The organism is Parerythrobacter lutipelagi (assembly GCF_005434975.1).
GTDB lineage: Bacteria > Pseudomonadota > Alphaproteobacteria > Sphingomonadales > Sphingomonadaceae > Parerythrobacter_A > Parerythrobacter_A lutipelagi.
Window position 1 is genome coordinate 756,350 of sequence record NZ_SKCJ01000001.1, and the last position, 25,264, is coordinate 781,613.

General features: G+C 60.5%; 26 protein-coding genes, 1 tRNA gene and 1 pseudogene. 13 read left to right on the top strand and 15 right to left on the bottom strand.

Going from position 1 to position 25,264, the window contains the following annotated elements; all coding sequences use genetic code 11:
- Nucleotides 1-72: 72 nt before the first annotated feature.
- Nucleotides 73-948, top strand: a complete 876-nt coding sequence (locus tag E0502_RS03725) for an alpha/beta fold hydrolase (RefSeq protein ID WP_137676603.1) — start codon at nucleotides 73-75, stop codon at nucleotides 946-948.
- 512 nt (nucleotides 949-1,460) lie between these two features.
- On the opposite strand, the gene E0502_RS03730 is transcribed toward E0502_RS03725, so the two are convergent.
- The 3 genes from E0502_RS03730 to E0502_RS03740 are packed head-to-tail and all read right to left on the bottom strand — an operon-like array spanning nucleotide 1,461 to nucleotide 4,586.
- On the bottom strand, nucleotides 1,461-2,603 hold the full coding sequence (locus E0502_RS03730) for an acyl-CoA dehydrogenase family protein (protein WP_137676604.1): 1,143 nt from the start codon (nucleotides 2,601-2,603) through the stop codon (nucleotides 1,461-1,463).
- A gap of 28 nt (nucleotides 2,604-2,631) precedes the next feature.
- Nucleotides 2,632-3,792 carry a CaiB/BaiF CoA transferase family protein gene (locus E0502_RS03735; RefSeq protein WP_137676605.1) on the bottom strand — a complete coding sequence of 387 codons (1,161 nt, stop codon included), beginning with the start codon at nucleotides 3,790-3,792 and terminating at the stop codon, nucleotides 2,632-2,634.
- A gap of 2 nt (nucleotides 3,793-3,794) precedes the next feature.
- Nucleotides 3,795-4,586 (bottom strand): crotonase/enoyl-CoA hydratase family protein, encoded by a 792-nt coding sequence (locus E0502_RS03740; RefSeq protein ID WP_137676606.1) that lies wholly within the window; start codon nucleotides 4,584-4,586, stop codon nucleotides 3,795-3,797.
- A 103-nt stretch (nucleotides 4,587-4,689) separates the two neighbouring features.
- Here E0502_RS03740 and E0502_RS03745 point away from each other — a divergent pair, with 103 nt between their 5' ends.
- The 3 genes from E0502_RS03745 to E0502_RS03755 are packed head-to-tail and all read left to right on the top strand — an operon-like array spanning nucleotide 4,690 to nucleotide 8,748.
- On the top strand, nucleotides 4,690-5,958 hold the full coding sequence (locus E0502_RS03745; RefSeq protein WP_137676607.1) for an acetyl-CoA C-acetyltransferase: 1,269 nt from the start codon (nucleotides 4,690-4,692) through the stop codon (nucleotides 5,956-5,958).
- Between the two features lie 10 nt (nucleotides 5,959-5,968).
- Nucleotides 5,969-7,210 carry a serine hydrolase domain-containing protein gene (locus tag E0502_RS03750; RefSeq protein WP_137676608.1) on the top strand — a complete coding sequence of 414 codons (1,242 nt, stop codon included), beginning with the start codon at nucleotides 5,969-5,971 and terminating at the stop codon, nucleotides 7,208-7,210.
- Nucleotides 7,207-8,748, top strand: coding sequence for an acetyl-CoA acetyltransferase (locus E0502_RS03755; protein WP_137676609.1), 1,542 nt, complete (start codon nucleotides 7,207-7,209; stop codon nucleotides 8,746-8,748). Before E0502_RS03750 ends, E0502_RS03755 begins: the two co-directional genes overlap by 4 nt.
- Here the strand turns inward: E0502_RS03755 and E0502_RS03760 are convergent.
- Nucleotides 8,745-9,470: a Crp/Fnr family transcriptional regulator gene (locus E0502_RS03760; protein ID WP_240048845.1), complete on the bottom strand. Its 726-nt coding sequence runs from the start codon at nucleotides 9,468-9,470 to the stop codon at nucleotides 8,745-8,747. The genes E0502_RS03755 and E0502_RS03760 overlap by 4 nt on opposite strands.
- A gap of 79 nt (nucleotides 9,471-9,549) precedes the next feature.
- Here E0502_RS03760 and E0502_RS03765 point away from each other — a divergent pair, with 79 nt between their 5' ends.
- Both E0502_RS03765 and galK read left to right on the top strand, forming a co-directional pair.
- A complete protein-coding gene (locus tag E0502_RS03765; protein ID WP_137676610.1) occupies nucleotides 9,550-10,572 on the top strand; it encodes a UDP-glucose--hexose-1-phosphate uridylyltransferase in 1,023 nt (340 codons plus the stop codon).
- Nucleotides 10,569-11,699, top strand: coding sequence for a galactokinase (galK, locus tag E0502_RS03770; protein ID WP_137676611.1), 1,131 nt, complete (start codon nucleotides 10,569-10,571; stop codon nucleotides 11,697-11,699). The genes E0502_RS03765 and galK overlap by 4 nt, the downstream gene beginning before the upstream one ends.
- Before the next feature lie 16 nt (nucleotides 11,700-11,715).
- On the opposite strand, the gene E0502_RS15170 is transcribed toward galK, so the two are convergent.
- The 3 genes from E0502_RS15170 to E0502_RS03775 form a co-directional block, all read right to left on the bottom strand.
- Nucleotides 11,716-11,865: a hypothetical protein gene (locus E0502_RS15170; protein WP_192895913.1), complete on the bottom strand. Its 150-nt coding sequence runs from the start codon at nucleotides 11,863-11,865 to the stop codon at nucleotides 11,716-11,718.
- A gap of 111 nt (nucleotides 11,866-11,976) precedes the next feature.
- Nucleotides 11,977-12,126: a hypothetical protein gene (locus E0502_RS15175; RefSeq protein WP_192895914.1), complete on the bottom strand. Its 150-nt coding sequence runs from the start codon at nucleotides 12,124-12,126 to the stop codon at nucleotides 11,977-11,979.
- A 114-nt stretch (nucleotides 12,127-12,240) separates the two neighbouring features.
- Nucleotides 12,241-12,316 (bottom strand) — tRNA-Trp (locus tag E0502_RS03775).
- A 98-nt stretch (nucleotides 12,317-12,414) separates the two neighbouring features.
- On the opposite strand from E0502_RS03775, the pseudogene aat reads away from it, so the two are divergent.
- A pseudogene (gene aat, locus E0502_RS15260) lies at nucleotides 12,415-12,951 on the top strand (leucyl/phenylalanyl-tRNA--protein transferase); the annotation flags it as partial.
- 77 nt (nucleotides 12,952-13,028) lie between these two features.
- On the opposite strand, the gene E0502_RS03785 reads toward aat, so the two are convergent.
- The 4 genes from E0502_RS03785 to E0502_RS03800 are packed head-to-tail and all read right to left on the bottom strand — an operon-like array spanning nucleotide 13,029 to nucleotide 15,122.
- Entirely contained in the window at nucleotides 13,029-13,601 is a 573-nt protein-coding gene (locus E0502_RS03785; protein ID WP_137676613.1) for a DUF2155 domain-containing protein, read from the bottom strand.
- A 2-nt stretch (nucleotides 13,602-13,603) separates the two neighbouring features.
- The gene (locus E0502_RS03790; protein ID WP_137676614.1) at nucleotides 13,604-14,002 is read right to left on the bottom strand and encodes an NADH:ubiquinone oxidoreductase subunit NDUFA12; all 399 of its coding nucleotides are present in this window, start codon (nucleotides 14,000-14,002) and stop codon (nucleotides 13,604-13,606) included.
- Between the two features lie 45 nt (nucleotides 14,003-14,047).
- Entirely contained in the window at nucleotides 14,048-14,542 is a 495-nt protein-coding gene (locus E0502_RS03795; protein ID WP_137676615.1) for a DUF192 domain-containing protein, read from the bottom strand.
- A 10-nt stretch (nucleotides 14,543-14,552) separates the two neighbouring features.
- Nucleotides 14,553-15,122 carry a regulatory protein RecX gene (locus E0502_RS03800; RefSeq protein WP_192895915.1) on the bottom strand — a complete coding sequence of 190 codons (570 nt, stop codon included), beginning with the start codon at nucleotides 15,120-15,122 and terminating at the stop codon, nucleotides 14,553-14,555.
- A 147-nt stretch (nucleotides 15,123-15,269) separates the two neighbouring features.
- On the opposite strand from E0502_RS03800, the gene E0502_RS03805 reads away from it, so the two are divergent.
- Nucleotides 15,270-17,024, top strand: coding sequence for a fatty acyl-AMP ligase (locus tag E0502_RS03805; protein WP_137677513.1), 1,755 nt, complete (start codon nucleotides 15,270-15,272; stop codon nucleotides 17,022-17,024).
- Between the two features lie 36 nt (nucleotides 17,025-17,060).
- Here E0502_RS03805 and E0502_RS03810 read toward each other — a convergent pair whose 3' ends face one another.
- The gene (locus E0502_RS03810; RefSeq protein WP_137676616.1) at nucleotides 17,061-18,599 is read right to left on the bottom strand and encodes a TIGR00341 family protein; all 1,539 of its coding nucleotides are present in this window, start codon (nucleotides 18,597-18,599) and stop codon (nucleotides 17,061-17,063) included.
- A 149-nt stretch (nucleotides 18,600-18,748) separates the two neighbouring features.
- Between E0502_RS03810 and E0502_RS03815 the strand changes: the two genes are divergently transcribed.
- Genes E0502_RS03815 through E0502_RS03825 form a run of 3 tightly spaced genes read left to right on the top strand, consistent with a single transcriptional unit; the run spans nucleotide 18,749 to nucleotide 21,058 of the window.
- Nucleotides 18,749-19,969: a toxic anion resistance protein gene (locus E0502_RS03815; protein ID WP_137676617.1), complete on the top strand. Its 1,221-nt coding sequence runs from the start codon at nucleotides 18,749-18,751 to the stop codon at nucleotides 19,967-19,969.
- A 10-nt stretch (nucleotides 19,970-19,979) separates the two neighbouring features.
- Nucleotides 19,980-20,741 (top strand): hypothetical protein, encoded by a 762-nt coding sequence (locus E0502_RS03820; protein WP_137676618.1) that lies wholly within the window; start codon nucleotides 19,980-19,982, stop codon nucleotides 20,739-20,741.
- A complete protein-coding gene (locus tag E0502_RS03825; RefSeq protein ID WP_137676619.1) occupies nucleotides 20,741-21,058 on the top strand; it encodes a polyhydroxyalkanoic acid system family protein in 318 nt (105 codons plus the stop codon). The genes E0502_RS03820 and E0502_RS03825 overlap by 1 nt, the downstream gene beginning before the upstream one ends.
- 820 nt (nucleotides 21,059-21,878) lie before the next feature.
- On the opposite strand, the gene E0502_RS03830 is transcribed toward E0502_RS03825, so the two are convergent.
- Complete coding sequence (locus E0502_RS03830; RefSeq protein WP_137676620.1) at nucleotides 21,879-22,328, bottom strand: hypothetical protein; 450 nt, start codon at nucleotides 22,326-22,328, stop codon at nucleotides 21,879-21,881.
- A 159-nt stretch (nucleotides 22,329-22,487) separates the two neighbouring features.
- On the opposite strand from E0502_RS03830, the gene E0502_RS03835 reads away from it, so the two are divergent.
- On the top strand, nucleotides 22,488-22,961 hold the full coding sequence (locus E0502_RS03835) for an SRPBCC family protein (protein ID WP_137676621.1): 474 nt from the start codon (nucleotides 22,488-22,490) through the stop codon (nucleotides 22,959-22,961).
- A 42-nt stretch (nucleotides 22,962-23,003) separates the two neighbouring features.
- On the opposite strand, the gene E0502_RS03840 is transcribed toward E0502_RS03835, so the two are convergent.
- On the bottom strand, nucleotides 23,004-23,393 hold the full coding sequence (locus E0502_RS03840) for a VOC family protein (protein ID WP_137676622.1): 390 nt from the start codon (nucleotides 23,391-23,393) through the stop codon (nucleotides 23,004-23,006).
- A gap of 212 nt (nucleotides 23,394-23,605) precedes the next feature.
- Here E0502_RS03840 and E0502_RS03845 point away from each other — a divergent pair, with 212 nt between their 5' ends.
- Nucleotides 23,606-24,013 carry a VOC family protein gene (locus E0502_RS03845; RefSeq protein WP_137676623.1) on the top strand — a complete coding sequence of 136 codons (408 nt, stop codon included), beginning with the start codon at nucleotides 23,606-23,608 and terminating at the stop codon, nucleotides 24,011-24,013.
- A 121-nt stretch (nucleotides 24,014-24,134) separates the two neighbouring features.
- On the opposite strand, the gene E0502_RS15440 is transcribed toward E0502_RS03845, so the two are convergent.
- A complete protein-coding gene (locus tag E0502_RS15440) occupies nucleotides 24,135-24,485 on the bottom strand; it encodes a cupin domain-containing protein (RefSeq protein ID WP_137676624.1) in 351 nt (116 codons plus the stop codon).
- Nucleotides 24,486-25,264 lie beyond the last annotated feature (779 nt).

Here is a 25,264-nt window from a genome sequence, read left to right on the forward strand (position 1 = left end):
TGTTGCCGGGCAGCGTATCAGATAGGTAGCGCCTCGCAACGCAAATTTCCGCTTACGTGAAGGGAAACCCACTTGGATCTTATCGGCCCTGTATCACAAAGCTTCATCAGCCAGCGCACCCGGCTGCATTATGCCGACTGGGGCAACCAGGATGCGCCGCCGCTGATCCTGCAGCACGGCGGGCGCGACCATTGCCGCAGCTGGGACTGGGTGGCGGAGGAACTGCGCAAGGACTGGCACGTGATTTGCCCCGACCTGCGCGGGCACGGTGACAGCGAGTGGACCAACACCGGCCATTATCCGATGACCGCCTATGTGTATGACTTCGCGCAGCTGGTGCACCAGCTGGAGCTGGCCCCGGTAACCGTCGTGGCGCACTCGCTCGGCGGCAATGTCGCAACGCGTTTTACCGGTATGTATCCCGACAAGGTCCGCAAGCTGGTCTCGATCGAGGGGTTGGGTCCAAGCCCGAAAGTGCAGGCCAAGATGGCGGAGAAGCCATGGTACGAACACCGCAAGGAATGGATCGACAAGAAGCGCGATGCCTCCGCGCGCTTGCCCAAACGTTACAAGACCTTCGAGGACGCGGCCAGCCGGATGCACGAAGCGAACAGCTATCTCAGCCGCGAACAGGCCGAACACCTGACCCGCCACGGCACCATCCGCAACGAAGACGGCACCTGGAGCTGGAAGTTCGACCCCCACCTCCACGCCTGGCCGCAAGACGACATGACGATGGAGCAGATCGAGGAACTATGGGGCCGGATCACCTGCCCCACGCTGATGATCTACGGCAACGACAGCTGGGCGAGCAATCCGGTAAAGGATGGGCGGATCGCGCACTTCGGGGACAATGTGAGCGTGTCCGACTACGACCGCGCCGGGCACTGGGTGCACCATGACCGGTTCGAGGATTTCGTTGGGGAGGTGCGGGGGTTTATTGGGTGAGGGGAAAAGCGGGCCCGATGTCTGCTTAAAGCCCAGTTGCGGTCATTGCATTCTTCATTCAAAACTCATGGATGTTTGACCCTCTTTTCCCCGTTGCGCTATTCTGTGGGCCACTCGCCTTGGCAATTTTCTTGCGCATGGAGGCAAGTCGCACATCGAGAAGCATTTGGCCGCAAATTTCGAGCGTTGTCTTGATGTTGGCTGCCGTGTGGGGCCTAACCTACTGGGGTGTTCTGATAGAAGTCGGTCTTTTCGGCGACAATGTGCAAAATGGCGATCTGAGTAGGATGACCCTCCTCGCGCTCCTTGCATCAGCATTCATCGTAATTGGCAGCTACGGGTTAGTCGTTCGGTATCGAAGGCAAGGCATGTCTGGTTGACCCGACGGCAGCTAATCACCCAACTCCCGTCATTGCGAGCGGCGCAGCCGCGCGGCAATCCAGGGCGGCACGAATTACACTGGATTGCCGCGTCGCCTTAGGCTCCTCGCAATGACGAGTGAGGAGTGCACCTCAAATACTGCGCGAGATCACTTCCTTCATGATCTCGTTCGTGCCGCCGAAGATGCGAGTCACGCGGGCATCGCGCCACAGGCGTGCGATCGGGTATTCGTTCATATAGCCCGCGCCGCCGTGCAGCTGGAGCGCGGTGTCGACCGCTTTCCATTGCAGGTCGGTGTGCCACAGCTTGGCCGCGCTCGCCTCGTCGGTGGTCAGCTCTTTCTTGAAGTGCCGCAGCAGTGCCCAGTCGAGATGCGCCCAGCCGACCTGCAGCTCCGCCTTCAGCTCGGCGAGGGTGAACTTGGTGTTCTGAAACTCGAACACGGTCTTGCCAAAGGCCTTGCGATCCTTGGTAAATTCCACCGCGAGATCGAACGCTTTTTGCGCCGCCGCCTGCGCGCCGACCGCGATGCCGAGGCGTTCCTGCGGCAGTTCTTCCATCAGGTGGACGAAGCCGCTGCCCACGCCGCCAAGCACGTTGGATTTGGGCACGCGCACATCCTCGAAGAACAGCTCGCTGGTGTCGGCGCTGTGCTGCCCGATCTTGTCCAGATTGCGGCCTTTCTCGAAGCCCTTCATGCCCTCTTCCACGAGGATCAGCGAAGTGCCCTTCGCGCCCATCGTCGGGTCGGTCTTGGCCACCACAATCACCACATCGACGTTCTGGCCATTGGTGATGTAGGTCTTGGAACCGTTGACGATGTAGTCATCGCCGTCTTCTTTCGCAGTGGTGCGGATGCCCTGCAGGTCGGACCCGGCACCCGGTTCGGTCATGGCGATGGCAGTGATCACGTCACCGCTGACCATGCCGGGCAGATATTTCTGCTTCTGCTCTTCACTGCCGAGCCGTTCGAAATAGTTCGCCGTAATGTCGTTCTGCAAAGTGAAACCGGCGGAAGAACCGAGGTACGTCAGTTCCTCGCTGACGATCGCGCAATAGCCGAAATCGAGCCCGAGGCCGCCGTAATCCTCGCCCACTGTCGGACACAGCAGGCCTGCCTCGCCCACCGCTTTCCACGTCTCGCGCGGGACGATGCCTTTCTCTTCGTGCTCGTCGAGATAGGGTTCCATGTGCTGCGCGAAGACCTTGCGAACGGTGTCGCGGAACATCTCATGGTCTTCGTTATAGGCAAAACGGTTGGCGGTATCGAGCATCGGATCGGTCCCTGGAAGGCTGGTCGGTTTAAGCTATTGTCCCTGCTTCGCGCAGGGCGCTGCGTTCATCATCGGACAGGCCGAGCGACTGGAGAATTTCGTCGGTGTCGTCACCCGGCATGGGTGCCGGTTGCGGAGTTGCGGTCGCAGTGCCGGAATAACGCGGCGCGGGCGCAGGCTGCAGATCCCCGGCAATCTCCACAAAAGTCTCGCGCGCGGCGTTGTGCGGATGCGCGGTCGCCTCGCTCATGGTCAGCACCGGCGCGTAACACACATCGGTGTGCTCCATCAGTCCGTCCCACTCGTCGCGGGTCTTGCTCTTGAACAGGGCGGTCAGCTTGTCTTTCAGCGCGCCCCATTGGCGGCGGTCATGCTGAGCGTCGAAATCGGCATCCTCGACCAGACCGGCAAGGCGGCGCAGCTCGGCGTAGAATTGCGGTTCGATGCTGCCGATGGAGACGAACTTGCCGTCCGCCGTTTCGTAAGTGTCGTAGAAATGCGCGCCGGTATCGAGCAGGTTCACGCCGAGGTCTTCCGACCAGACGCCCATGTTCTTCATCCCGTGCATCATGCTCATCAGCACCGCGGTGCCATCGGTCATCGCCGCGTCGATCACCTGGCCTTCTCCGCCGCGCGCAACATTGAGCAGGGCGCAGACCATGCCGAAGGCGAGCATCATCCCGCCGCCGCCGAAATCGCCGACCATGTTGATTGGCGGGGTCGGTTTGCCGCCCTCTCGCCCGAAATGCGCCAGCGCCCCGGCCAGTGCGATGTAATTGATGTCATGCCCGGCATAGGGCGCGTACGGCCCGGTCTGGCCCCACCCCGTCATCCGGCCATAAATCAGCTTGGGATTGTCCCCCAGCAGTTCCTCCGGCCCAAGACCCAGCCGCTCCATCACGCCGGGACGGAAACCCTCGATAATGCCATCGGCGCTGGCGCACAGCTTGCGGGCAAGCGCGACGCCTTCAGCGCTCTTGAGATCGAGCGCGATCGATTTGCGCCCGCGTGCCAGCACGTCCTTGGTCGTAACCGGTTGCGAACCGCCACGGCTACCGCTTGCCCGGTCGATACGGATCACTTCGGCACCATGGTCCGCCAGCATCATGCCGCAAAACGGCCCCGGCCCGATCCCGGCAAATTCGACGATGCGGATCCCGTGTAGTGGACCGCCTTTCGTCTGAGCCATCGTTACTTGCCCTTCCAGTTGGGCGCGCGCTTTTCAGCAAAGGCGAGCGAGCCTTCACGCGCGTCCTCGGACATGAAGACTTGCGGCAGCAGCGCGGCCTGCTTGTCCCACATCTCGTCCTGGCTCCAGCCGCCGGACTCGATCACGATCTGCTTCGAAACGCGCACCGCAATCGGACCGTTCTTGGTGATCGCATTGGCCAGTTCGATCGCCGCATCGAGCGCCGGCCCATCGGTCACGCGGTTGACGAGGCCCAGTTCATAGGCGCGCGCGGTGTCGACAAAATCGCCGGTCAGCGCGAGCTCCATGGCGATCTTCGGCGGGATCATGCGCGGCAGCTTCATCAGGCCGCCTGCAGCGGCGGCAAGGCCGCGCTTGGCTTCGGGAATGCCGAATTTTGCATCCTTGTTGGCGACGATCAGGTCGCAGCTGATCATCAGCTCCATCCCGCCAGCGAGCGCATAGCCTTCAACCGCAGCGATCAGCGGCTTGACCGGGCCCTTCTGCGTGATGCCGCCAAAGCCGCGCCCTTCGATGCTGGGCGATTCCCCGCGCAGAAAGCCTTTCAGGTCCATGCCCGAACAGAAGGTGCCGCCCGCACCGGTGAGGATTGCAACGCGCAGATTATCGTCCGAGTCGAGCCTGTCCACAGCGGCCGCGATTCCGTCGGCCGCGGCCTTGTTCATCGCGTTTTTCGCTTCGGGACGGTTGATCGTGATGATCAGGATGCCATCGCGCTCTTCGGTGAGCACTTCCGCGCTCTGCTGTTCTTCGCTCGGCTGTTCGACGGTCATGGGGGTCCTCTCCGATTTTCATTTGAAACCTGTCTTGCCGCATTGCTGGCCAAGGTTTACGGATACGTCAACTGCAAACGGAACGACCCGAGAGGAACAAGAGATGACCGAAGCCTATATCGTCGACACTGCCCGCACCCCGCGCGGGATTGGCAAACAAGGCAAAGGCGCTCTGGCCGAGCAGCACCCGCAACATCTTGCCGCGGCGGTCCTGAGAGCGATCAAGGATCGCAACAATCTGGATACTTCGACAGTCGACGATGTGATCTGGTCGGTCTCCACGCAAGACGGGATGCAGGCCGGCGATCTGGGCCGGATGGCGGCGCTCGATGCCGGGTACGATGTGACCAGCTCAGGCATGACGCTCGACCGCTTTTGCGGCGGCGGGATCACTTCAGTGAACCTGGCCGCTGCGCAAGTGATGAGCGGCATGGCCGATTGCGTTGTGGCAGGCGGCACGGAGATGATGAGCCTCACCGCGCAGATGGCGAAGGAAAAGATGCAGGCCGGGCTCAAGCCGCCGATGATGGGCAGCTATAACGAGCGCCTGCAGAAGGTTCACCCGCAGAGCCATCAGGGCATTTGCGGCGATGCCATCGCCACCATGGAAGGCTTTACCCGCGAAGAGCTGGACGAAGTCGGCTACCGCAGCCAGCAGCGCGCGGCACAGGCGATCGAGGAAGGCCGGTTCGACAAATCGATCGTCCCCGTGGTCGATGACGAAGGCACTGTGATCCTCGACCGGGAGGAGTTTCCCCGCCCGCAGACCACACGAGAAGGCCTCGCTCAGCTGGAGCCGGCCTTCACCAAGATTGCCGATGTCCCGCTCGATGCGAACGGCACGACATTCCGCAAACTGGTGAACCAGAAATATCCCGATCTCGACATCAAGAACTTCCACCATGCGGGCAACAGCTCGGGCGTGGTTGACGGTGCAGCTGCCGTTCTGGTGGCGAGCAAGGACTATTGCGAGAAGCACGGACTGAAACCGCGCGCCCGCATCGTCGCCACCGCCAACATGGGCGACGACCCCACCTTGATGCTCAACGCGCCGGTTCCGGCTGCAAAGAAGGTGCTGGAAAAAGCCGGCCTCACCAAGGACGACATCGATCTGTGGGAGATTAACGAGGCTTTCGCGGTAGTTGCGGCAAAATTCGTGCGCGACCTGGAGCTCGACTGGGACAATGTGAACGTCAACGGCGGCTCGATCGCGCTGGGTCACCCGATCGGGGCAACCGGTTCGATCCTGATCGGCACCATCGTCGATGAGCTGGAACGGCAGGGCAAGAGCCGCGGTCTGGTGACCATGTGCGCGGCAGGCGGCATGGCCCCGGCGATCATCGTCGAGCGGGTCGACGGCTTCGAAGACTGATCGGCTGACCATGTTCGACCTGCATGACCCGGCCTCGCTGGGTTTCGACGCCGACCGGCTGGCTCGGATCGCGCCCTTTCTGACAGAAGCCTATGTCGGCCCGGGCAAGCTGCCAATGGCGCAGCTGCTGGTCGCCCGCGACGGCAAGCCGGTGCATCATGTGAACCTGGGCACGATGGGCGAAGGGCGCGAGGATCTGCGCGAGGATGCGCTGTTCCGCATCGCATCGATGACCAAGCCGGTCACTTCGATCGCCTTCATGCAGCTGGTCGAACAGTGCAAGGTCGCGCTGGAAGATCCGGTCACGCGGGTGTTTCCGGAGTTCGCCGGCCTTTCGCTCTATGCCGGCGGCGGCGGATCGATCCCCTTCATGCCCGGCCGCACAGCTGCATCGATGCGGTTTATCGACCTGCTGACGCATATGTCCGGCTTCACTTACGGGCTGCAGAACCGCACCAATATCGACGCGCTTTACCGGGAGCACAATTTCGACTTTGCACGGCGCCATCTGGATTCGGCTGAATTTGTTGATCGCCTTGCGAAGCTGCCGCTCGAATTCGATCCGGGCGAACGGTGGAATTATTCGGTCTCGACCGATGTGCTGGGCATCGCGGTTGAGAGGATTTCCGGTCAGCGGCTGGGTGACTACTTCGCCGAGCATATCTTCGGCCCGCTCGGGATGGTCGACACGGCGTTCGGGACCAATGATCAAAACCACGCACGCCTGGTCGATGCCTATCAGTACCAGCCGGGCAAGCCTGCCAAACTGCTCGATGCCGGACCCGCCAGCGGACTCAGAAAGCCGGGCCGTTTCGACAGCGGCGGCGGCGGTCTGGTTGGCACTTTGGCCGACTATCACCGTTTCTGTGCGATGCTGACTGGTCGGGGAGAGCTCGACGGCGCGCGGATCATCGCGCCCAAGACGCTCGACCTGATGACCGCCAACCACTTGCCCGGCGGCGCAGACCTGACCCAGCTTTCGGAAAGCATGTTCTCCGAAAGCCAGAACGCCGGTGTCGGCTTCGGGCTCGGCTTCGCCTGCGTGATCGACCCGGCAAAGACGCTGATGCCTGCGAGCAAAGGTGAATTCTACTGGGGCGGCGCGTATTCGACCGCCTTTTTCGTCGATCCGGTCGAAGCGATCAGCATGGTGTTCATGACACAGGTCTACCCCTCGAGCGCCTATCCGATCCGGCGGCAATTGAAGACGCTGATCTACTCCGCGCTCAGCGATAGCCGCGTTCCGGCATGAGCAACGATCCGGCCAAAACTCCGGTTGTTGTCGGCGTCGGCCAGATCAACGACCGGCCCGAAACGCCCGACAAGGGGCTCGATCCGGTCGCTCTGATGTCCGCCGCGCTCCACAAAGCAGATGCAGACGCCGGCCATGGATGGCTGGCCGATTGCGACAGCCTGTCGGTGATTGGCCAGATCGCATGGCCGCACCTCAATCCTGTGGCGGGCAAGCTGACCGAAATGCTCGGCATCCATCCTGCGCATGTAGTCGAGACCCCGCCGCACGGTGATAGCCCGACGCGGCTGATGAGCGAAGCAGCCAACCGGATCGCACGCGGCGAAGCGACGATCTGCGCCATCGTCGGGGGCGAGGCGCTGCGCACGGCAGGCCAGCTCAAGGCCGCACAGGCAGCAGCCGACAAGCCCCAACCCAATACCCAGCGACCCGATGCCCAGCGACCCGATGCCCTGCGCGATGCGACCCACCGCGTCCACAAGGGCTACGCGCAAAGCTACGGTCTCGTGGTGCCAACCGACGTCTACCCACTGTATGAGAACGCCGGGCGCGCGGCCTACGGGCAGACGCTGGCCGAGGGGCAGGAAGAAAGCGGCGCGATCTGGTCACGCTTCTCCGAGGTGGCCGCCGCCAACGAAGCCGCGTGGCTGCGCAAACCCGTGAGCGCGGCAGAAGTCGTCACGCCAAGCGATACAAACCGCCCGATCGCCTTTCCCTACACCAAGTTCCAAGTCGCCAACGCCAGCGTGAACCAGGGCGCGGGCTTCCTCGTCACCAGCCTAGCCGAAGCGGAGCGACGCGGTGTCCCGCGCGAACGGCTGATTTTCATCGGTCACGGCGCTGCGGCTGAAGAGGATAAGAACTTCCTCAAACGCGACCACTACGATCGTTCGCCCAGCCTCGAAGTGACTATCAGAGAAGCGATGAAGGCAAATGGTGTGACAGTGGCGGAGCTGGACTATGTCGAGCTTTATTCCTGTTTCCCCTGCGTCCCCAAGATGGCCCGGCGCGTGCTGGGCTGGCCGGTCGAAAAACCGGCCACAGTGTTCGGCGGCCTCACCTTCGGCGGCGGACCGATCGGCAATTACATGAGCCATGCGGTGGCGAGCATGGTCGATGTGCTACGCCGCGAGCGCGGCAACGGCGTTACCCGAGGCCTGCTGTTCGCCAACGGCGGTTACGCAACGCACAACCATGCAGTGTTGCTGTCATCCGAGCCGCCGGTTCTTGCCTTCCCTCAGGATTTCGACCGCCAGGCGGTGGCCGATGCTGCACGCGGCGAAGTACCGGAAATCGCCGAAGATTATACCGGACCGGCGAATATCGAGAGTTATACGCTGCACTACGACCGCGACGGTTCGGTGCGCTCGGGTGTCATTGTTGCACGCACACCCGAAGGCGCGCGGACGCTTGCTTCCATCGCGCCGGGTGATGCGGATTTAATCGCTCTGCTGACCGACGGTTCGCAAGAGCCGGTCGGGCTCTCAGGCGAGGTCAAAAAATCCGCCGGGCAAGACCTGTCGGTCTGGTCGGCCTAGCCCGCCAGATCTTCCAGTGCCGCCCGCTCGAGGATCGTCACTTCGCGCCGCGTCGGAAGGTCGATCAATCCGTCCTTCTTCATCTTGCTGAACTGGCGGCTGACCGTCTCGATTGTCAGCCCCAGCACATCGGCGATCTGCTGCCGGGTGAGCGGCAGAGTGAACTGCATCGGCGCTTCGTCCATGGTGAAGGCGCAATCGGCAGGGGTCAGCCGCTCCGACGTTTCGAGTAGAAAACTGGCGAGCTTCTGTTCGGCGTTCATCCGGCCAAGCAGCAACATCCAGCGCCGCGTTCTGTCGAGCTCGCTCAGCGTGCGCTCTAGCAGCTTGTGCTCCAGCCGCGGGTGTTCGCGCGCGAACCGTTCGAAGTCGCTACGCCGGAAAGTGCACACATGCGCATCACTCAGCGCCTCGACACCATAGGGCGTGGTCGAGCCGAATGGGCGCCCAAGGAAATCCGACGGATAGGCGAGGCCCAGGATCTGCTCCTTGCCATCGACCGTTTGCGTCGAAAGCTTCAACACGCCTTCAATCACATTGGCGACGAGCACGGCCTCTTCACCTTCCCACAAAATCTGTTCGCCGGGCTTCAATCTGCGGCGGCTGCCGATCTTGTTGAGCAGATCTATCTCGGCGCTTTCGAGATCGGCACAGATCGCGCGATTGCGGATCGCGCAAGCCTGGCAAAAATTGATGCTGTGGTCTGGTGGGTTGGTGTCCATGTCTTACGACTTACTTGGGCCAAGGACGATGCGCAAACTCGCAATACCCGCAACCGCCAGACTTTGATACAGCGCAGCCATGACTGATCTGCCCGACCACGCGCTGCCCCACAGGCGCAGGAACCTTTTGACCGGCGAATGGGTGCTGGTTTCCCCGCAGAGGAACCTGCGCCCATGGCAGGGCGAAGTCTCGTCGCCCTCTGCGCAAGAACGCCCGGGGCATGATCCGAACTGCTATTTGTGCCCGGGCAATTCCCGCGCGAACGGCGATACCAATCCGGACTATTGCGGAACATGGGTGTTTCCGAACGACTTCCCTGCCCTGTTGGCATCCGATTCCAAGATTATCGACGCCGGCCCCTTGTTTCAACGGGAAGCAGTCCGCGGAGAAACGCAGGTCATTTGCTACGCCCCCGATCACGCGCTCTCGCTCAGCCGGATGGATGATGCACAGCGGCGCGACGTGGTCGAATGCTGGTGCGACCTGTCGGAAAAGGCCGGGGCAGACTGGGCGCATGTCCAGATATTCGAAAACCGCGGCTCCATGATGGGCGCGTCCTCACCCCATCCTCACGGGCAGATGTGGGCGACCGATTTTCTTCCGCAGATCGTGGCCGACGAAGATGCGGCGCAAGCGGCCTATCGGGAGAACAACGGTCGCGCTCTGTTGGATGACGTGTTGGCGGAGGAATTGAAAGCCGGGGAACGTCTGGTCGAGGTCAATGACAATTGGGCCGCCTTTGTCCCGCACTGGGCCGCGTGGCCGTTCGAGACTGCGCTGGTTCCGCGTGCCGACCGGGCCCGGCTGGAAGAACTCGGCGATGATGAGCGCCATGATCTGGCTAAAATTCTCGGCAGGCTGCTGGCGCGTTATGACGGGCTCTTCGGCTGCGAGTTTCCCTATTCGATGGGATGGCACGGCGCTCCGCACGGTATGGAAGGCTCATGCGATCATTGGCGCCTGCACGCGCATTTCTTCCCGCCGCTGCTGCGCTCGGCCAGCGTGCGCAAACATATGGTCGGGTTCGAACTGATGGCGGAGACGCAGCGCGACATGACGGCCGAGCAGGCGGCTGAACGGCTGCGGGCGGTCGCACCATGAACATTTCGGCACGCGAGAAGGCCCGTGAGGCGTTCGTCACACACTTCGGCGAGGAGCCGCAAGGCGTCGCCTTCGCACCCGGAAGGGTCAATCTGATCGGCGATCACGTGGATTACAACGACGGGCTGGTCCTGCCGATGCCGCTTGCGCAGGGCACTGCCGTTGCCTGGGCTCCTGCCAGCCAAGAGGTAGAAGCAATTGCCCGCGACGCGAGTGGGGAGACCGACAGTTTCCGGCTTTCCGTCATACCTGGCCCTGATGGTAGCTGGCGCAGCTATCTGCGCGGCATGGCGGCAATCATGCCGGAATTCGGATTGCCTGTGCCGGGCATGAGACTCGCTATTGCGGGCGACCTGTCCCGCGGGACCGGCCTGTCCTCCTCCGCATCGCTGGAGATAGCACTCGCCCGTGCCTTCGCTCAGGCGGCAGGCAACAAGAACCCCGGCGCGGTCGCAATGGCGCAAGCCGGGCAGCAGACCGAGCATCGGTATGCAGGCGTGCAATGCGGCATCATGGACCAGATGGCATCGGCGGCAGGGATATCCGGCCATGCGACGCTGCTCGATTGCCGCGACCTGTCGGTTGAGCATATCGCCTTGCCGGAAGATTGGGCGGTGCTCATTGTCCAGTCGAATGTGACGCGCGGGCTGGTCGATGGCGAATACAACTTGCGGCGCCAGCAATGCGAAACCGCTGCCAAGGCGCTCGGGCTTGCCTCCTTGCGGGAAGCGGGCAGCGAACTCGTCACGCAAGCGGCGCTTGATCCGGTGGTGAAGCGGCGGGCGCGGCATGTTGTGGAGGAGACCGACCGTACGCGCCAAGCGGCCATCTGCCTGGCGGCGGGCGACCTCTCGGGCTTTGGCGCCATCCTGAACCAGAGCCACGCATCGCTGCGCGATCTGTTCGAAGTCAGTCACCCTGCTGTCGACAGCCTGGTGACGGATCTTCAGACGCTGATCGGAGGCAGAGGCGGCGCGCGGATGACCGGCGGCGGGTTCGGCGGAGCCGTTGTCGCGGTGATGGAGAGCGCTGCTCTGGATCCTGTAATTCAAGCGCTGCGACAACAACGCCGCGCCGCCGCTCTGCCTTGCGACGCGATCATCGCATGGTCAGGCAGGGCGACTTGATCCGAAGTGTTGCCGCTCAGCGCCAGCCGAAAATCCGGCTGAAGAAGCTAGGCTCGTCCATCGGCAAGATCGGACCGTGCTTCATGTAACGCGTGGACGCATCGCTATAAGGGCGCGGTGAATTCCAGTTGTCTGGACGGCTGCTGCGAAAACTTCCGCTCGACATGGTTTATCTCCTATATGACGGATTGCTCCGTTCACCGATAGAAATGCACAACTGGTCTTGCGGTTCCCTGAAGCCAAGCAATGGCTACCGTTCAGGATCGGTCGGGATTCTCTATCCGCGTCCGAAAAGGCGCGCGAAGAAACCGGGCTGATCCATCGGCTGTACCGGGCCGTAACGCATATAGCGCAGGGTCGGGTCGCTATGCGGGCGCGGCTGGGTCCAATTGTCCGGCGCACTGCTGCGAAACGATTGCTGGGACATTGTGATACTCCGATAGGCAATTCGCCCCGTCCAGCAAATGTAATGCGCTGGAAAGACAGCGGTTCCCGATCGCATCAATGCGAGCGGCCGGCGATGATTTTCGGACAAGACGCCTGGCAGGGGCGGAGGGACTCGAACCCACGGCCCTCGGTTTTGGAGACCGATGCTCTACCAACTGAGCTACACCCCTGCAGGCGGAAGCCGCCTCTAGAGCCAAGCACACAGCTTGGCAAGGCGCGATACCGATCCCTATCGCAAGAGCCCGTCGCAGGGTATAGAACGCAGGCGATGCACGCCCCTGCCTTTCCGTTGATCCCGCCAGAGACGCTGCTGCTGGCTTACCGCAGCGGGATATTCCCGATGTCCGACGGGCGCGACGACCCCGAGATATTCTGGGTCGAGCCACGCGAGCGCGCGGTGATCCCGCTCGACGGGTTCCGGTGTTCCAGATCCTTGCGGAAACTTCTCCGGAAAGATCGCTTCCGAGTGACAATCAATCGGGCCTTCACCGATGTGGTGAGCCTTTGCGCCGCGCCGCGCGCGGATCACCCCGAGAGCTGGATCAGTTACCGCATTGCGGCCAGCTATCGCGCGCTGCACGAGATCGGCCATGCCCATTCGATCGAATGCTGGGACGGCGCAGAACTCGTCGGCGGCCTTTATGGCGTGGCGTTCGACGAGGTATTCTGCGGTGAGAGCATGTTCAGCCGTGCCGACAACGCTTCGAAGGTCGCGCTCGCGTGGCTCGTGGCCCTGATGAAGCGTGCCGGGTATCGTTTGCTGGACTGCCAGTTCATGACGGAACATCTTGCTTCGCTCGGTGCTGCCGAGTTACCGCAAAAAGACTATCTGGCATTGTTGGCGCAAGCGCGGGGCGAGCCGGCAATGACCCTTCCGCAGGCCTATTCGGCGGTCTGTTCCGAGGCTGCCGGTGCAGGCGGTGCTGAGGGCGACGGGGAGGGCGACGGGGCAGGCCGCGGCGGGCCATCTTCCTCACCCGGGAAACTCATCGCGCAGTCCTTCACCCAGACATCGTAAACCCGGTGCTCGACCACGTTGAGCGATGGCGAATTGCGAAACAGCCAGCCGGAAAAGACCCGGTTCCATTCATCGCTCGCCCTGTCGCGCACGAGCACTTGCACGAAAGCTCCGGTCTCCTGCGGCATTTCCCACGGCGCGGTCCGTTCGCACGCGGACAGCCGGATGATCACATCGCCGACACGGCGTGATTCGCCGGGTTTGAGCTGAATGTCCTCGGTCAAATTGTTGCGCTTGTTGAGCAGGCCGAGCGTCGCGACACGGTCCGCCATGGGGGTGCCGATCTCGCCTGCGGGCGCGGCGCGTGCGGCACCGGCCTGCGCTTGAAGGTCTTCCGGAATTTCAGTCTCGGGTGCTTCGGCGGGCGGGGGAGAATCGCTGCCGCAGCTGGCAAGCAGCAGAGCCGCCACGCTGGCTGAGAGACCCGTCCGCCTCATGGTCAGCCCTCGGGCGACCAGGCTTCGTAGTCCCCGTCCGCCTTCGCGCGCCTGCCGCCACGCTCAAGCGCACCGGCGGGGCGATAGGCATCCGGCGTACCGGTCGCGTTCGGGGTAAAATCCACTTCCCAGATCTTCGGCGCCGGAAGGAAGCTTTCCGGAACATCGTCGAACGAGCCATGCAGCCAGCCATGCCATTCTGCAGGAACACGGCTCGCGTCGTTTGCGCCGTCGTAAATGACCCAGCGCCGTTCGCGCTGCCCTTCGCCCGTCTTGCGCGAGCGGTAATATTTATTCCCTTGAGCATCGGTGCCGATATGCTCGCCCTTGCGCGCGGTCCACAGATGCGTGCCGATGGTCGCGCCATCCCACCAGGTGAATATCTTGCCGAGGAAACCCATGGCCGCGCGACTAGCGGAATGCAGGGCGCTGGCCAAGCACCAAGATTACCATTCGACACTATCCCCGGGCTCGATCCCCAGTTCCGCCGCACGTCCTCCGGGTATTTCCAGCACCAGTGCCGTCAGGCCCGCCGCAGGAACCGAGTCGAGTGAATAGGGAACAGTGTTTGCAGCAATGTTGAGGATTTTCCGGTCTTCCCCGACAAAGATTATGTCGAGCGGGAGCGGTGTGTTCTTCATCCAGAAACTGGCGAGATCGGGCGGATTGCGCGGAAAGATCATCCCTTCGTTCGGCCCCAGCCTGGCGCGAAACATCAATCCCTTGCGCTGCTCCTCTGCGGACGCGGCGACTTCGACCTGAAAACTGTGCACTGCCGTGCCGCTGGTGACGGTCAGGGGAATCACTTTGAGACCGGATTCCGGATGGAGCCCGCGCGGCGTTTCAGTGGCCAGCGAGCTTGTCCGGTCGGCGCTTTGCTGCGGCGAGCAAGCGATCAGGAATAGCGAGGCAGCGAGCAATGCAGCGAATCGGGCGATCATGTTCATGGTCTCAGTCTAGCTCGGCTTGCGCTTCGGCCAACCATTCTTCGAGGATTCGCTCTTCATTTGCGCCGATTACCTTGCGGGCGTGATCGAATGAATGGCCTGCGCGCAGCATCGCCGCAATCTGCTTCTCCTGGCGGTCGCGTTCCAGTTCTCCGACGTAAAAAGGCCCGAAACGCCGCTTGCGCGCCATGACTATCGCAGCTTCACGCCTCGTATGTTCTTCAGGATCGAGAGCCGCGCGAATGGTTTCGTCGATCCCGGCAGCATAGAGCGCCTGCCCGACCCGCCGCGCGCCATAGCCCCGCCGCAAAAGCGAACCCGCCTTGGAGCGCGCATAGGCTTCATCATCGATATATCCGAGGTCGACATAGCGGCCGACAAGTGCGGGAATATCGGGTTGCCCCTCTTCTTCCCACCCGCGTTCGCGCAATTTCCGGGCCAAATATCCTTCCAGTTTCGCTGCACTGGTCGAGAAACGCGCGACATAGGAAAGCGCAAGATCCTGTAATCGCTGCGAATCAAGCGGTTTTGGCGGGCGTTTCTGACGCTTTCCGGATATGGCACGGTCGCTCATCGGCCATATTCGTGCCACACTCCTTGGGAAATGGGAAAGTTTGAAAACGGTGCCACCGCGGATTAAGAGCACTGAATCAGGAAACGGGCGTGCAGGCAACGCCCCAGAGGGACAGGTTTCAGACCTAACACTATGACAGCAGACACCATGACCGACGCCACGCCAGTGCCGACGCCAAACGACTGCAGCCTACCCCGGCGCAGGTCTGACTTCACGACCTTCAACGAGGCGATCGACTACGCTGCGTTAAGCGAGAAGGGCCTCAACTTTCATGACATGCGCGGCACGCTGGAACGCGTTTATCCCTACCGCAAGATGCGTGAAGACGCTCTGGTCATGGCCCACCGGATGGTTGCCTCGGGCATTGGCAAGGAAGACCGGGTCGCTCTGATTGCGGAAACCTGCCCCGAATTCGCGGCATTGTTCTGCGCTTGCATCTATGTCGGCGCCTGGCCGGTCCCGCTTCCGCTGCCGACAGGGTTCGGCGGCAAGGAAGGCTATATCGACCAGCTGGCGGTGCAACTGGAAAGCTCCGACCCCAAGGTCCTGATCTATCCACCCGAAATTGCTGAAATGGCCAAGGCGGCAGCCGATCGTCAGGGCTGCGAGGGAACCGACTGGGATAGTTTTGCGATGCGCGATGCGCCGGAGTGCGAATTGCCGGAAGCAAAACCGGAGGATATTTGCTATTTGCAATATTCCTCGGGCTCGACCCGCTTCCCCACCGGGGTGGCCGTAACCCACGAGGCGCTGCTGCATAATCTGCACGGCCATTCCACCTCGATGAATTTCCGCGAGAACGACCGGGTTGTCAGCTGGTTGCCATGGTATCACGACATGGGACTGGTCGGGTGTTTCCTGTCGGTGATCGCGAACCAGGCGTCGATCGATTACATCAAGACCGAGCATTTCGCGCGCCGTCCGCTGGCCTGGCTCGACCTCATCAGCCGCAACAAGGGCACCACGCTGAGCTATTCGCCGACGTTCGGCTACGATATCTGCGCCCGCCGGATTTCCAGCCAGAGCCATGTTGGCGACCGCTTCGATCTGTCGCGCTGGCGCACCGCCGGCAATGGTGCCGACATGATCCGCCCGGATGTGATGCAGCACTTCGTCAACGCCTTTGCCGAAGCCGGATTCAAGGCCAATGCCTTCACCCCGTCCTACGGTCTGGCTGAAGCGACGCTGGCCGTCACAGTCATGCCGCCGGGCGAAGGCATCAAGGTCGAGCTGGTGGAGGAAGAGCGCCTTTCGGGCACGCGCGGCGATCTTTCGCGCCCTGCCCGCTATCGCGCGATCGTCAATTGCGGCAAACCTCTGCCGGGGATGGAAGTCGAGATTCGCGGCGAGAACGATGCCGCCAAGGGCGATCACCAGATCGGCAAGGTGTGGTGCCGCGGCAAAAGCGTGATGCATTCCTATTTCCGCAACGAAGAAGCGACCGACGAATGCCTCGTCGCTAAGGAAAACGGGGATGTCTGGCTCGACACGGGCGACATGGGATACATGGCCGATGGCTATCTGTTCATCGTCGGGCGGGCGAAGGACATGATCATCATCAACGGCAAGAACCACTGGCCGCAGGACATCGAGTGGGCAGTGGAACAGCTGCCCGGCTTCAACCACGGCGACATTGCAGCTTTCAGCGTGGAAACCGGCAATGGCGAAGAAGCGCCGGCCGTGCTGGTCCATTGCCGCGTGTCCGACCCGGAAGAACGCACCCGGCTGCACGAGCAGATCAGGGACAAGGTCCGTTCGATTACGGGCATGAACTGCGTCGTAGAACTGGTTCCGCCGCGCAGCCTGCCGCGCACGAGCTCGGGCAAATTGAGCCGCGCCAAGGCGAAACGGCTTTACCTGAACGGCGAGATTCAACCCTTGTCGCTGCTTGAGGCCGCCTGACCAGCGCCTGTTTCCGCTCGAACTGCGATGGGGCGCTCAGCGGCCCGAAGCATCGCCCCATTCAATCCGGACGGCACCTGACTGCTCGACCCGGCGGACATCGCTCGCGCCGTTCTCGGACAGCGCCGCTGCGACCATTTCCGCCGCGTCGCCGCGCCCGATGACCCGCAGCGGCATTCCGTTGCGCGCCGAAGCCCATGCGGCCAGTTGCAGCACGCTGGCCTGTTCAGGCGTGAATTCTTCTCCGTTGAAGGCAAAGTCCGGTATGCGCGAAACCGGCGGGATCATTTCGATTGTCCATTCCGGCTCGGTCGCTGCGACGCGTCGTTCTAGCGCCGCGTAAGTCTCCAGCGTTGCGCCTTGTAGCGGTTTGGCCCGGACCATGGCTTTGCGGCGCTGGCGGTCGACCAGTACGTCGGCTTCTGCGACCCCTGCCACCACTGCCAGACGCGCACCCAGATCATCGACCCGCTCATTGGCCGCCGCCTCTTCTTCGATCTTGGCAGACGCCAGCTGCGCCTGTTCAGCGCTCTGCTCGTCACGAACCAGAAACTGTTTGAGATCGACAATCACGTCGTCGCCCAATTGCTGGGAAAGTCGGCGTTCCGCCATCGTCTCGACATCCGGCTTGATCGATGTCGTCCAGACAAAGGCCGAAATTCTAATGGGGTCGCTATCGAAATCGATCTCCGGCTGGGAAAGACGGGCTGAGGAACCGAAATTCTCGACCAGTTCCGCGCGCACTTGCCGGGCGGCATTGGCTTCCCACACGATCTGGCGGAGCGAGAGATAGAGCGGAACGGCCAAAGCAATGATAACCGCAATCACGACGAAATTCTGGAACTGCGTCTGCTTTTCGCTGAGCATGGTGGTGAAACCATAAAGCTTCGCCATGCCCCATGCGGTGAGAGCGATGGTGAGCAGGTTGGTCACATAGAGCAGGAGCGCGCCGGAAAAGACCGTCCAGTTGAACGTCGCCAGGCCGAAGCCGACCACCGCAAGCGGCGGCATCAGGGCCGTTGCAATCGCCACGCCGACGATTGTTCCTTCCCTGCCGCGGATCATTGCATAGGCACCGGCAAGGGCGGAGAAGAGCGCGATAAACAGATCGAACAGATTGGGCCGAGTGCGCGCCGCAATCTCCGGAGTAATTTCCTGCAGGGGCGAGATGAAGACGACCAACGCACACAGGCCCACCGCCATCACCGAACCCCAGGCGAGCGATTTCGCCGATTGCCGCAACCAGCGATAATCGCCGATCGCCAAGGCGAAGCCGAGGCCCATGATCGGACCCATCAGCGGAGACAGCAACATTGCACCGATGACCACCGCAGGCGAGGATTGCAGCAGGCCGAGGATCGCAATGCCGCCGGACATTGCGGTCATGAACATGTAACGCGCCGACAAGAGGCAGTCTTCGCGGCGCTTCTCGATAACTTCGCCCTGGTTGACGGTCCCCAGAACAGCTTCGCGCCACCAGATTCGGATGCTGGCGAGCGCACGAAGGAAGGTCCAGCGCGCCGATGGCACTATTTTCTCTGCCACACCGGCACCGCTGGTCGTCGTCTCGTTCATGGCTTGCGTCCTTAGCGCTTGCCAAGCCAATAAAAAAGCCGACACTTCCATTGCCATCCGAAGGCGCAAAGCTTGTCTTTTGTGTCTTATGTTACTAATACAGTACATGAAGTGCGCGGGCGGTTGTCCGCAGGGAGAAGAGAGCAGGAATGACACCGACCGAAACCCAGAAGCCAACGGCCACCGCGACCGAGACGGATCTCGAGCTGACACCGCCCGATCCGGTGCCGCAAGTCGCGCCTGAAAAGGCCGCCGGCCTCGTTCCGGTCGGCGAAGAAGTGAAGAGCAAGCTGGAGGAGAAAGTCGACGGATTCGTCACCGACCTCATCTCGGTCGACGCGAATTCGCCCGAGTTTGGCAAGAAGGTCGACCAGCTGACCAATATGGGCCGCAAGGAAATCATGGCGGCGGCGGGACAGTCGAACCGTTTCCTCGATCGCCCTTTGCGCGCGATGGATCAGGACGAAGGTGTCGGCGCGAACCTCGCCGAATTGCGCCGGGTGGTCGAAGATCTCGATCCGGGCCGGCGCGGCAAGATCACCGGACCGCGCAAATTCCTCGGCATCATTCCGTTCGGCAACAAGCTGACCAACTACTTCCGCAGCTATCAGAGCGCGCAAACCCACATCCAGGATATCCTCAACAAGCTCGGCAACGGCAAGGACGAGCTGTTGATGGACAACGCCGCGATCGATGTCGAACGTGCCAAGCTGTGGGAAGCGATGGGCAATCTCGAGCAGATGATCCACATCTCCAAGACGCTCGATGAGAAGCTCGAAGAGAAAGCCAATGAACTCGACGCGACCGACCCGGCGAAAGCCAAGGCCGTGCGGGAGACCGCACTGTTCTATGTCCGCCAGCGCACGCAGGACCTGCTGACGCAAATGGCGGTTTCCGTGCAAGGCTATCTCGCGCTCGATCTGGTCAAGAAGAACAATGTCGAACTGGTGAAAGGGGTCGATCGCGCGAGCACCACGACAGTCGGCGCGCTGCGCACCGCAGTGACAGTGAGCGAGGCGATGACAAACCAGCGTCTCGTGCTCGGCCAGATTACCGCGCTCAACCAGACCACCGCAGGCATTATCGACAGCACCAGCACCATGCTGCGTGACCAGACCGGCAAGATCCATGAACAGGCCGCGGCCAGCACCATCCCGCTGGAGACGCTGCAGCGCGCCTTCCAGAACATTTACGACACGATGGACGAGGTCGACACGTTCAAGCTGCGCGCGCTCGATTCGATGAAGCAGACGGTCGAGGCTCTGTCAGGAGAAGTCGAGAAATCGAAAGGCTATATCGCCCGCGCCGAAGGGCAGGCTCAGGCGCAGAACTCGATCAGCGAATCCAAGCTGCTGAGCATCGAAAGCTGATCTGACCGCAATGAACGACCTCACCCGAGACAGCGACCGCATCATGCAGGACAGCGCAATGGTGCTGCGCGACAACCGCGAAGGCGGGCGTCACCGGCGCGCGAAGTCGATCGGCCAGGGCTCGGCCAGCCTCAAGTCGCAGCACCTGATGCGCAAGCTCATCCGCGTACTGCTGGCGGTGTTCGGCATCATGATCGCGGCAAGCTTTGCCGGCATGATCCTGAACGGCATCGGGTTCTGGGGCGTGGTCATCACAGTGATTGCGATCATCGCCGCAACGGCCGCCCTGGGCGTCTTCCCCAAGATGAAAGTCCCCAAGCGCGCCGATCTCAACAAGGGGAATGTGCGCCAGATGGTCGGCCGGACCGAGCTGTGGCTGGAAAGCCAGCGCCCCGCCCTGCCCGCGCCCGCCGCGCGCATTGTCGAGGATATGGGCGTCCAGCTCGACGCGCTCGGCCTGCAATTGGAAACGGTCGATCAGGAGCACCCGGCGACGCGCGAGGTGCGCAAGCTGGTGGGTGAAGTTCTGCCCGAGACAGTCGACAGCTACAACAAGATCCCGCGCCACCTGCGCGATGAGAAACGCGCCGGCGCAACGCCCGACGAACAGCTGACCGAAAGCCTCGGCAAGATATCGAAGGAAATCGACAGCGTGACCCGGCAACTGGCCGAAGGCTCGCTCGACGATCTGGCGATCCGCACCCGCTATCTCGAGTACAGATACGGCGGCGAAATCGACGGGCCGGACGAGGGCAAGAAGGACGAAAGCTGATGCGCGTTGCAGTACCCCACAACCTCCCGCGCGAAGAAGTGCGCAAACGCCTGCGCGAACGAACCGGCGAGATCGTCGATCATATCCCTTTCCCCGGCGCGACGGTGGAAAGCGACTGGGTCAGCGATGACCGGCTGGCGCTGATGGTTGGCGCCATGGGCCAGCAAATCCAGGGCCACGTCGATGTCGAGGACGGCCAGATGGTGTTCGAAGTCCAGCTGCCGATGATGCTGAGCTTCGTCGAACCGATGATCGCGAAAGGCTTCAAGGAACAGGGCACGAAGATGCTCGAGGGGCCGGGCGACAAGGGCGACTAGGGCTTGCGGCCCAAAGAAGCTGCGCGAAGGTGTCGCGAGACGACTGCTTTCAGCGCACCGTGACCTCGAAAGCCGACTTTCGGGTAACGACCCAGTTGCAGACATTTGCAGCAGTCTTCTGGCTATGCCATTGCTAGCTTTAGAGATACGATGGCGCCTGTGAGCGACGGTTTTGTGAGCTATTCGTATGATTATGAGGGCACCATTCCTCCTGTTGACTGCCTCAGTCTCCGGCTGTGCCACACCTGGTATCGGTACCAATGCGAATCAAGTTGAAGTTGTCGGTCGGCTCGAAAACCTGAGCTACGAGGCCTTGGACCTTCCAGATGATGTCGTCGGACAAGGATTGATCACTGCTCGCCTGCATGTGTCGGAAGTTCTGCGTGGCAGTGTTTCTGAACGCGTGATCACGATCAAATACTTCGATCACACATACCTATCCGAGAAAAGTCCGGTCAAATTCAAGCTAAGTCGAAGCGAGGATGGTGTTTACGTTGTGTGCACACCAAAAGGCGCTACTGGGTTTAATTGCTGAGGTAATCAGTTGTCCGCTTTCCACCCCATAACGGACATCCAGCCGCGCCTTGGATTTTCCGAAAGCGGACTGGCAGCTAATCCGACTTTTGAGACAAAACCGGCCTGTCGGCAAACGACCCAATTCCGGACGTCAGCACAATCCGCTGCCACGTGCGGGCTTTGCACAGCAATTTGTTGCTGCGGCATCGGAGGATGGACCCGAACCCCCGACACGCGGCTAGTGTGATCTGGATGAATGGACGAACCCAGATTCTCTGCAGGTCAGGATGGCACTGCGACAACTTCAGCGTAGGACGCTGCGTTTGCTCATGGCCCAAGCATAGCCAAGCAAACCCAACGCAACCGCAAGCACGATATACATGATTGGAGAGCTGGCCACGTCTGCCAGAGACGAAGGATAATCCACGTTCGCCTGATAGATCATCGAGCCGATCACCCCAGTGATCGATGCGAGAAAAGCCCAAACAGACCATTTGCTCCGTGCCAGCAGCAGGAGCGATCCGAGCAGGCCGCACCACACTCCAAGCGCCCAGACTGCATCTGCCCATGCCGGGGCAGCGCCAAGAAACTCAAGCATCGCATCAGTGGTGGCATCGTCGAAGCCCATGAAAGCGAACCACGCCTGGTTACCTAATTGGGTCATGGTGTAATCGACAGCGCCAAACGCGTTCCAAAAGACGGCCAAAGATCCGGCCAGCCAAAGGTGCCAAGGCGTCTTTCCTGCGTGTTTCATAGCATTAACCTCCACCCGCACGTTTCCTCCAAGGAGGTCGCATTCTGCGCCTCTTCTGTGCGAAAGACAATCTCACCCGGCATGAGGACCGGCGCGACTGGAATCGAGTTCTGAAGTAATTCCGCTGGCACTACGCGTGACTAACTCTAGAATACGCTCATGCCCTCCATTCCCCTCCCAGCGATCTGTGCACCGACGCTGACCGCTAAAGCGAGGCATTCATTCAATGCAAGCCCTGCGACGCTCTACGACGCCTGGACGACTGGGTTCGAGCTCTGGTTTGCCCAGCCAGGCACGTTATCGATGGAGCCGCAAGAGGGGCGCGCGTGGTTCTTCTACAATCGCGACGACTGGGGGCGGCATCCACACTACGGCCGGTTCCTGCAGCTTAAGCCTGACAAGATGGTCGAGACCACATGGCTAACCGGGAATGGAAAGCAGGAAGGAACCTGCGGTGCTGAAACGGTATTGAGGATCGACTTGATCCCTTCAGGCGAACAGACCTTATTGAAACTCCACCATTCCGGCTTCGTCTCTGAAGACTCTCGCAGTGCGCACGCCGAGAATTGGCCACTTGCGCTCGATGAATTGGCAAATGTGCTCGCAGCGAAGTCAGCCTCGGGTGATGTGTAGCGAAGCGCTCACAGTTCCAGCAAACGACCCAATTGCGGTCATTCAGTCTTTTACTTCAATCAACTGGATCAAGTTGCCGCAGGTATCGTTGAAGACCGCAAACTTAAAGCCCCCAGCTTCCATTGGAGGACCAGTAAATGCGACACCTGACTGCTGGAGTCTTTCATATTCCGCTTGGATGTCAGTCACACTGAACTGCGTCCACGGGATACCGTCCTTTTGAAGAGATGCCTGGAGCGCTTTTGCAGCGGGATATTCGTTCGGTTCTAGCGCTAGTTCAACCCCGTCTTCCTCCTCAGGAGACACCAGTGTGAGCCAGCGGTGTTCGCCAAGTTCTATGTTGTGCTTTGTCTGGAAGCCAAGGACCTCGGTGTAGAACTCGTGAGCCTTTGCTTGATCGTCCACCATTACGCTCTTGATGTGCATCTTCATTGTCGGCCTCCGCGTCTACCGTAATGACCTGAAAATGATGTCGAACAATTGCGATGGAGGCAATCGGTAATACTCAACACTACGGCTGCCGAAATGTGCGGAAGCCTAGGCAATGAGGGGTGCGATGCTTGACAGCGGACCAGCCGCTAACGACCCAATTGCGGACTTGGCGGTCAAGCGTCTAATACCTTATCTTTGGTAGGAGTAGGCTCATGTCGCTAATCGGATTAGACCACATCGTGCTAAGTGTGCGCGACGTTGAAGCGAGCCTGCAGTTTTACGAACGAATGCTTGGTATGGCTCGGAGAGAGGAAAGGCCTGGGAAATGGTCTCTACATTTCGGTTCAAACAAGATCAGCATACAGCAGTTTGATAGCGTTCCTGAAATTGCCAAAAACACATTGCCAGGGACCGGCAATTTCTGCGTTCTCTCCGACCAACCGGTTGGACAGTTTGCCGATGCTCTTAAGATTTCTGGCATCACGATTATTGATGGTCCGGTGGAGAGAGACGGAGCAACAGGATTGATTGAATCGATTTACTTCCACGACCCCGACGGAAATTTGGTCGAAGTGAGTAACTTGATAGCTCGGAGATTAAAGCAAAACGAAACCGAGTGAACCGTTTCGATTATTGAGTAATTCTAGAGCAACTCTGAGACGAGTGATTTACCGGGACTCATACCCAATGCCCTAAAAAATAAAACAGCTTTAAGCTAGCATGCTTCCCGATACGGATGGTTCATCGTGGATCAGCATCGGTCGAATGCATCGATGCCCCTGGGGTTATGTAAAGCTCTTGGGTCTTCTCTAAAATGATGTGCCGATGCCAGCATCCTCGCGGAATAATACAGAATTCTCCTGAGCGTAATGAATTCGTTTCACCTTCACTTCCATTGATGGGCAGTACCTCCACGTCAATTGCGCCTTCTAAGATATAGAGCATTTCGTCAGTGTCAGGATGCATCTCCCACGGGCTTGGCCCTCCCGGCTCGGACCAAAACACGCCAACCTGGCCTTGGTTGAAATCCGCTAGTTTTAAAAACTCCATCTCCGACAAGCGAGAAACTCGGGACTTTGGATTTATCGACATCTCGACGGCACTCAGTTGGTGAAGTGAAAGCTTGCTGCGCTATTCTACATTAGCGCTATAAATTACCGCAATCGTTGTAGCCGGAATGTCCGCTTTCCACCCAGAGGCGGTCATTGAGCTAAGCTCATTCCGGCGTCCGCTTAGCGCCCCAATCCAAGCCTAAGCTCTCCCCTAATTTTGTCACTGAAAGCGGACGTACGCCTAGGTCCTTCCCCCCAAAGAATGGAAAATGACTTGCTCTCGATGCGACCCATTGGCGTACAACTTCAGACACAATAGTAAGTCTGCTCGCCTGGCTTCAACCTCGAGGTAGTTCCGTCGGACATTATTTTTTCTCGGTCAGTTCGATCACACACCGCATGTCATTGTGCGCAAAAATACACGACTGGCTGATGAGTGGATTAAGCGAAATGTCCTCCGAACTGAGGAGTACAATTCACCGTGCCGCGCAAAATATTCTTTCATTCACGAGGCGGCAGACAAGATAAGTGCGACGTATTTCTTGCTCGGCCACTCCAAGATTGAAATACGGTTCGCTATCTCGGCGTCGACATCGAGGACGCAGTCACTCGAGCGTAGCAAAGGGAAATCAGACTGCGGTCGGTCGCCAACCCGTCTTGGCCCGAATTTCTCCCATGTGAGGAACCTAGCACGTGCCGAAGCAATCGCTTGCAAAGCAACAATTGCAATTCGTTCAGGAACTTGGCAGTCTGAACGACAGGGGGACAATGTCGGTGTGCTGCTAGTCTTGATGAGGGATAGCGACACCTTCTTTGTTT